General features: G+C 39.7%; 7 protein-coding genes and 1 tRNA gene. 3 read left to right on the top strand and 5 right to left on the bottom strand.

Annotated elements, in window-relative coordinates; translation table 11 throughout:
• Positions 1-860: retropepsin-like aspartic protease (locus B2X72_RS26490; RefSeq protein ID WP_286852189.1), on the bottom strand; the 860-nt coding region annotated here is incomplete at its 3' end.
• Between the two features lie 177 nt (positions 861-1,037).
• Between B2X72_RS26490 and B2X72_RS26495 the strand changes: the two genes are divergently transcribed.
• Together B2X72_RS26495 and B2X72_RS26500 are read left to right on the top strand one after the other, a co-directional pair.
• The gene (locus B2X72_RS26495; RefSeq protein WP_120336173.1) at positions 1,038-1,598 is read left to right on the top strand and encodes a TlpA family protein disulfide reductase; all 561 of its coding nucleotides are present in this window, start codon (positions 1,038-1,040) and stop codon (positions 1,596-1,598) included.
• Positions 1,599-1,692: 94 nt separating this feature from the next.
• The gene (locus tag B2X72_RS26500) at positions 1,693-2,586 is read left to right on the top strand and encodes a cation diffusion facilitator family transporter (RefSeq protein ID WP_075992585.1); all 894 of its coding nucleotides are present in this window, start codon (positions 1,693-1,695) and stop codon (positions 2,584-2,586) included.
• Between the two features lie 56 nt (positions 2,587-2,642).
• Here B2X72_RS26500 and B2X72_RS26505 read toward each other — a convergent pair whose 3' ends face one another.
• The 3 genes from B2X72_RS26505 to B2X72_RS26515 form a co-directional block, all read right to left on the bottom strand.
• Positions 2,643-3,671 (bottom strand): Gfo/Idh/MocA family protein, encoded by a 1,029-nt coding sequence (locus tag B2X72_RS26505; RefSeq protein WP_088161527.1) that lies wholly within the window; start codon positions 3,669-3,671, stop codon positions 2,643-2,645.
• Between the two features lie 62 nt (positions 3,672-3,733).
• Positions 3,734-4,465 carry a ribose 5-phosphate isomerase A gene (gene rpiA, locus B2X72_RS26510; RefSeq protein ID WP_088161528.1) on the bottom strand — a complete coding sequence of 244 codons (732 nt, stop codon included), beginning with the start codon at positions 4,463-4,465 and terminating at the stop codon, positions 3,734-3,736.
• A gap of 11 nt (positions 4,466-4,476) precedes the next feature.
• The gene (locus B2X72_RS26515; protein ID WP_088161529.1) at positions 4,477-5,229 is read right to left on the bottom strand and encodes a DeoR/GlpR family DNA-binding transcription regulator; all 753 of its coding nucleotides are present in this window, start codon (positions 5,227-5,229) and stop codon (positions 4,477-4,479) included.
• A 294-nt stretch (positions 5,230-5,523) separates the two neighbouring features.
• Between B2X72_RS26515 and B2X72_RS26520 the strand changes: the two genes are divergently transcribed.
• Positions 5,524-6,675, top strand: coding sequence for a glycoside hydrolase family 130 protein (locus B2X72_RS26520; protein WP_145330091.1), 1,152 nt, complete (start codon positions 5,524-5,526; stop codon positions 6,673-6,675).
• A 147-nt stretch (positions 6,676-6,822) separates the two neighbouring features.
• Here the strand turns inward: B2X72_RS26520 and B2X72_RS26525 are convergent.
• Positions 6,823-6,896, bottom strand: a tRNA-His gene (locus B2X72_RS26525).
• Positions 6,897-6,909: the final 13 nt, after the last annotated feature.

Here is a 6,909-nt window from a genome sequence, read left to right on the forward strand (position 1 = left end):
AATTGTTTACAGACTGCTAAATCGGCTTTGATAGCAATACCTGTAATTGCGTCTACATCAATATCTGCAGGGATCATATCCATATGAAGTCGTTTGGCCACGGACTCCGAAACTGTCGATAGATTTGCTCCGGTGTCAAATATGAAACTTGCTGTATCGCCGTTAACCTCTACCTTTAGATTCTTCAAGCTGGCTTTATCTTTCGTCATTTTAAGACGGGTATCGTCGTTGATTTGTATAAGCTGCGGCTTTACATGATCAAGTGCCGACCAGATTTTTAGATTGTTTCGGAGATCCGCTCTTGTATCTGTTGACAGCAAGGAATCGAATTCGAGTAGGATTTTTTGCGTTGTCTGTTTTGCCTCATCGTAATCTTTCAGTTTGACAAAATTATCTTCCTGAATACGTCGTATTTTTAGTCGCAGTGTGTCAGGCAATTCTTCTGTTGCTGTGTTCAGCAGTGCAATTTTTTTGTTTGAAGCGATGGGCCTATTAAAGGCATTATCGAGTATTGCCAAAATAAAAAGTTGCTCATGGGCGTTTAAAAAAGTTTTATTTACCTTAAAAAGGTCACGGGCGGTGAAGAAATCTTTTGATGCTATTAGCCGGTATAGGTTATTGAATTTAGTTGACGTGGCTTGCCCGAAATTCAGCTGGGGGGTGAGGAATAACAGGAAATATATTAACAAGTATTTTTTGAAATGATTTGCGGGGAGATTCATGATGTAGTCAATAAATTGTCTTTTGATCAGTGATATGTTCACTCTTTTAAATGTCGGAAAAGTTCTTGTTATTTTTTCAATTTTATTGTTGCTTATTTTCTTATTGATCAATTGTTTATGTTGTGAAGTTGTTTGCAATACTTGTGGTCTTGAATAATTAAGGTTAAATTAGCTAATGTTTTGAGAAATTTCTCCTAGGAGGATTGGATTGACGAGATCTCCGAATTCGGATTTAATCTTTTAGCCCTTACTTTAAGAGAACGATTAGTGAACAGGATTTATTTTTAATAGAATAATTTAATGAAACAAAAGACGATGAATATTAGGTTTAATAGAGGGGTTATTTTTTTGGGTCTTGCGGCTTTATCGACCAGTTTGTTTTTTAGCTGTGGAAACACAGGAACTAAAAGTGAGGCCAAGGCCGAAAAGGTGGAGGAACCTGTTGAAGCGACTGCACCCACAACGCAGGAGCTATCTTTTAAGGATAAAGAGGGGAAGGTTCTTCAATTAAGTGCTTTAAAAGGTAAGGTCGTATTTATCAATTTCTGGGCGACTTGGTGTCCTCCTTGTATTCATGAACTACCTTCCATTGACCAGCTTAGGCAATCGCTTAAAGATAATAAGGATATCGTTTTCCTCATGGTGGACGTTGATGGCGACATGGAGAAGTCTTCAGCATTCATGGCGGAAAATAAGTATGATCTGCCCCTTTATATAGCAGAGGGTGAAATTCCTGCGGAATTCTTAGGGCAGTCCATCCCGACAACGGTGATCTTGGATAAAACTGGAAAGATCGTAGAGCGTCTGGAAGGAAGTCGTGACTATGGGACTCCTGAGATAAAAAAAGCATTGCAGGATATCGCAAGCGGCAGTTAACGATCGATTATTGTAATCGTTATTTTCTAGATATGGAGAATAGAATTTGAAGAGAAAAAACAGTATTTTCGCGGTGTCAAGTTAATTTATAGCGATGTCCGAACTTCAAGAGCAGACTGCAGTCAGAACGACTTATTTTAGTATTGTAGGCAATGCATTACTAGCATTGTTAAAATGGCTAGCTGGTTTCTTTGGAAACTCCTATGCCCTGATTGCGGATGCAATTGAGTCAACGGCGGACATTTTCTCTTCATTTCTAGTGCTTCTGGGTTTAAAATATGCGCAACGACCTGCCGACGACAATCACCCGTATGGTCATGGTCGGGTAGAACCCCTCATTACATTTATTGTCGTTGGTTTTCTCATCGTTTCTGCAACCATAATCGCTTATGAAAGTATTGAGAATATAGGAACGCCACATGACTTGCCAAAGCCTTGGACTCTATTTGTTCTTGGCGGAATCATCGTATGGAAAGAAATTTCGTATAGGATCGTTATGAAGAAAAGTAAAGAAACAAATAGTTCTTCACTTCGTGCAGACGCTTGGCACCATCGAAGCGATGCGATAACGTCAGTTGCAGCCTTCATTGGGATATCTATTGCATTGTTACTCGGAAAAGGATATGAAAATGCGGATGACTACGCGGCATTATTTGCTGCTGGATTTATACTGTATAACTGTTATCATATTTTCAGACCGGCGCTTGGCGAGATAATGGATGAAAATGTATACGATGAGGTCATTGATAATATCCGGGAAGAAGCATTAAAGGTAGAGGGGATAAAAGCCACAGAAAAATGTTTTGTCCGCAAATCGGGGGCTAAATATCATGTCGATCTGCACGCTATTGTTGATAGTGAAATTACCGTAAGGGAAGGGCATGAGTTGGCACATAAACTCAAAGACCATTTGGTTGCGCATATTCCTGATCTCGGTCATGTGATGATCCATATTGAACCGAACGAATGTCTTTGGAAAGCAAATTGAAATGGCAGCACATGTTAGTTTTCTTGAACCGTGCCGCCATTTGATTGTTTAGAAGCTTAGGTATTTTCAGCTTCAAGCAATTCGATCTGCCATTTAACCTGATCCGCTTTAATAGGGTAATCGATATTATTTCTTAAGCTTTCATAAATGGCTTCAAACAGCTGATTGTAATCTCCTTTATGTGGCGTTACTAAAGACTCATGTTTTTGATTTGAAGCGTCTATCGTAACAAGTTTCCCCTCTTGGCCGGCTGGCTCAAGGCCATAAGATGGATTGTCAGGTAACATACCATCTAGCAATTGCTGTTCTTGCACATCTGTCATATTCTTGATAAAACTCCCTTTTGTGCCATGTAAAACAAAGGCGGGCTGTGGAGAGGCAACAAGTAGACTTCCCGTTAAATACACGTTCAGTCCAGCTGGATAATAGAGCTGGTAGTGAAAATAATCTGCAACTTTAGAATCCGGCCTGTTAATGGATGTTGTCTTGGTAAATTTAACCGGTTTTCCAAAAAGTGAGATTGCCTGATCAATAAGGTGAGGGCCTAGGTCATAAGTAAGACCATTAGAAATATACTGCGTATCTTCCTTAAAGTATTTTTGTCCCAATTCCATTTTATAGCGATCAAATCTGAAATGTACTTCAATTAGCTTTCCTAATTCTCCACTGTCAATCACTTTTTTAATGTCTAAAAAGTGACCGTCATACCGTCTGTTTTGATAGAAAAATAATTGTTTGCCTTGTTTTTTGCTGATGGCAAGAAGAGTGTCGAATTGTGTAGTGTCATCAACGGCAGGTTTTTCTATCAATACATGTTTTCCTGCTTCTAGGGCCTCTTTGGCATATTGGAAATGTGTATAGTTTGGTGTATTCACAACGACCAGTTCGACGCTTTCATCCGCTAGTAATTCAGCAATGCTATTATAGCTTTTTATTGCCGGATAAAATTCATGTGCTGCTTTTTTCGACCGTTCTACAACAGCGCCGAGATTGAAATGAGGATTGGTATGTATAAATGGTGCGTGAAAAACACGTCCTGACATGCCAAAACTCAGTATTCCTGTGTTAATTTGAGTGTGTTTCATGTTAATTTAAATTACTTTACCGTTGTCTTGTTGGTTGTTAGACTTCAATATAAACTTTAATGCTATTGCGTGACAATCTTATCCGTGTCTGATTCTCCAAGGTTGTTTGCAAATAAATGTGTTACGCCGTCTTCTGTTGCCAAAAGACATGCCGAACACAGCTGATAAAAAAGTGAATGTTCTACAACCCCTATAATGAGTTTGATTTGCTTATTCAAATCAAAAATATCGGGCAGTTTAGAAAAATAAATATCTGCCAGGAAATTACCTCTCTCAGAAAGGAGAGGCCCCGATTTTTGTTCAGATTTTCGTAATACAATGTCGGATATCGTTGTAAAATAACTTGATTTTAGATTTTCACGTACCGATAGCCAAGCTTCTGGTATAATTTCAACACATAACGGATGCTTTGTGCTAAGTTTTTCGACCATCTTTGAGCCATCGACCAAGAGAATAAACTGCTGCGCCATATTCGCCATAATCTTCTCACCCGTGTGCACGCCACCGCCACTTTTGAATGCATTTAAATGAATGTCGACCTGATCACAGCTGTCAAAATAATAGTCCAGCGTTGTTAGGATACTGTTATCAACACAAATAAGTCCATTCTCTTGGAGCAGCGTTTTGGTTTCCAAGGAAGGTGATGTAAATTTTAAGCTGGATTTAAAGCTGATACTGCTGGCGATTAATTCAATGAAATAAGCTATTGTTGATCCAACACCTAGTCCAATGAGCTGATCGGGTTTTAATAGTTGAAGAGCAGCTTTGGCAGCTTCCTGTTTGAGATTGTTCATAAACGGTAAACTTATAAGATTGTAATACCTTGTGCGGCATAAGGCTGTAAAATGCGGTCAAAAGGATCCTTTTCTGTAATTAAATAACTGATATCAGAGATGGGGCATGTCAGGAAAGAAGCCAAGGTATCAAGCTTATTGCTTGTTGTGGCAGCAACAATGTTCATTGAATTTTTACACAGTACTTTTTTGATAGCTGCTTCTTCGTGTGTTCTTGATGTAAGTCCGCGGTGGAGATCCAGGCTACATACACCTATGAAGCTGATATCCGCGTATATGTCTTCAAATGTGGAGATCGTTTGCTGTCCTTGCATAGTAAGTGATGATTTGCAGAAAGTGCCACCAGCAAAAATCAAGGTGATGTTTGGGAAGTTGGCAAGTATATTAGCTATTGGGAGACTATGTGTAACAACAGTAAGGGTTAGGCTATCGGGAATATTTCCTGCAATTGTCTGTGTTGTTGTGCCGCCATCGAAAAAGACAACTTGATGATTTTTCAATAGTGTGATCGATTTTTCTGCTATGGATTGTTTCTCCATAACATCAAGGTTGTTTCGGTCGTATATATCGAATGGCATGTTTGAACGTAGCGTGGCGCCACCCCGAATAGCGCGAAGCAAGCCGGCGTCGGATAACTCTTTAAGATCACGTCGGACGGTATGTTCAGAGACACCAAGTTCAGCTGCTAAGTCTACCATCGCTAATTTTCTTTCCTTTTTGATTTTAACCAATATAAAATCGTGGCGTTCCTCTTTGGATATCATGCTATAAATATAGCGCTTTTATGCTATATGTTGCAATATTTAACCTTATATTTGTTGTTATGTTGCAATATATTGCAACATAACGAGTTGTTTATCGATAAATTGTTTATTAGTTTTCTAGGGTGGCTTCCAATTCAATTTTTGATGAACTTGTTTTTGTGCCATCTATTTCTTTCAAATAGCGTTATATTTGTGAATGATCGGGGGGGCAGATTCGCTCACCTTTCTGTTGTAACCAATTCTAATTTTCGCCTTTACAGGTTTGCATCTTAAGTATGGGAGATCAAATAAAACATGAATGTTATCGTTAAAATTGCAGGTTCTATAGTGTTCGTCTTTTTATGTGGCTGTAACGTACAGCCTGGCGGAAAGCTTAAGAAAGAACAATGGGTATTAGGAGGCTTTGAGCGGCCCAAAGGTATCAATCCAATTATTGAGCCTGATACGAGTTCGGTATTTTATGATCCAATTCTGAAGAAGGAGATTCGATGGGAGGACAACGACACTTTTAATCCTGCTGCAGTGGTAAGGGGAGATAGTGTTTATGTCATTTATCGTGCAGAAGATCGGACAGGGAAGGCTATTGGCCACCGGACCTCCCGACTGGGATTAGCAGCTAGTGCTGACGGTATTCATTTTGAACGACTGAAAACACCGGTATTCTATCCAGCTCCCGATGAGCAGCAGGATAACGAGTGGCCCGGTGGGACGGAAGATCCCCGCTTAGCACAGACGGAGGACGGGCGTTTTGTGCTATTTTATACCCAATGGAATCGAAAGGTGCCACGCTTAGGTTTAGCAATATCCACTGATCTGAAACACTGGACTAAGTATGGTCCCATTTTTAAAAAATCGAAAAACAGGCCCACTCTTGTTGATGAACCGCACAAATCAGCTTCTATTGTGACAGTAATGAAAGGTAACAGACAGGTCATAGCTAAAATCAATGGGAAATATTGGTTGTACTGGGGGGAACATGGTGTGTATGGCGCCACATCTGATAATTTGATTGACTGGGAGCCCGTAACAGATAAAAAGGGGGCATTGATCGCTTTTATTTCGCCAAGGGATGGTTATTTTGATAGTTCATTGACGGAGTGTGGTCCCCCGGCAGTTTTGACTGATAAAGGAATTGTATTGTTGTACAATGGTAAGAATCATGCTGAAAAAGGAGATAAGCGCTTTAATAAAAATACTTATTCCGCTGGGCAGGTTTTATTTGATTCACGAGATCCGACAAGCGTATTGGCTCGAATGGATGTTCCGTTTTTGCGTCCCATGGAATCTTTCGAAAAAAGTGGGCAATATATCGATGGTACGGTTTTTATTGAAGGATTGGTCTTTTTTAAACAAAAATGGTTTTTATATTATGGCTGTGCTGACTCCAGAGTTGCTGTGGGCATTTATGACCCAGGAAATCCTTCCGTCATGGACCCCTTACCCTAATCGGTGTAAATCTGTTTGTATAGCATGAAAACAGTATTGAGTCTGAATTTTATATTAATTAAAGATTGATGGAGCAATTTTGAAGGGGGCTGTATGGGTTGAATTCGCAAAATTAAAAAAAGGCAGATCATTTGATCTGCCTTTTTGGGTAAGTAATCGGGCTCGAACCGACGACCCCTAGAACCACAATCTAGTGCTCTAACCAACTGAGCTATACCTACCGTGATTTTGATG

The organism is Sphingobacterium sp. UBA7253 (assembly GCF_002472745.1).
GTDB classification, from domain to species: domain Bacteria; phylum Bacteroidota; class Bacteroidia; order Sphingobacteriales; family Sphingobacteriaceae; genus Sphingobacterium; species Sphingobacterium siyangense.

What these genes read in the sequence shown, in the direction of transcription:
- B2X72_RS26515 (WP_088161529.1), bottom strand. Translation starts at nt 5,229, where the DNA reads ATGATATCCAAAGAGGAACGCCACGATTTTATATTGGTTAAAATCAAA.
- B2X72_RS26505 (WP_088161527.1), bottom strand. Translation starts at nt 3,671, where the DNA reads ATGAAACACACTCAAATTAACACAGGAATACTGAGTTTTGGCATGTCA.
- B2X72_RS26495 (WP_120336173.1), top strand. Translation starts at nt 1,038, where the DNA reads ATGAATATTAGGTTTAATAGAGGGGTTATTTTTTTGGGTCTTGCGGCT.
- B2X72_RS26500 (WP_075992585.1), top strand. Translation starts at nt 1,693, where the DNA reads ATGTCCGAACTTCAAGAGCAGACTGCAGTCAGAACGACTTATTTTAGT.
- B2X72_RS26520 (WP_145330091.1), top strand. Translation starts at nt 5,524, where the DNA reads ATGAATGTTATCGTTAAAATTGCAGGTTCTATAGTGTTCGTCTTTTTA.
- rpiA (WP_088161528.1), bottom strand. Translation starts at nt 4,465, where the DNA reads ATGAACAATCTCAAACAGGAAGCTGCCAAAGCTGCTCTTCAACTATTA.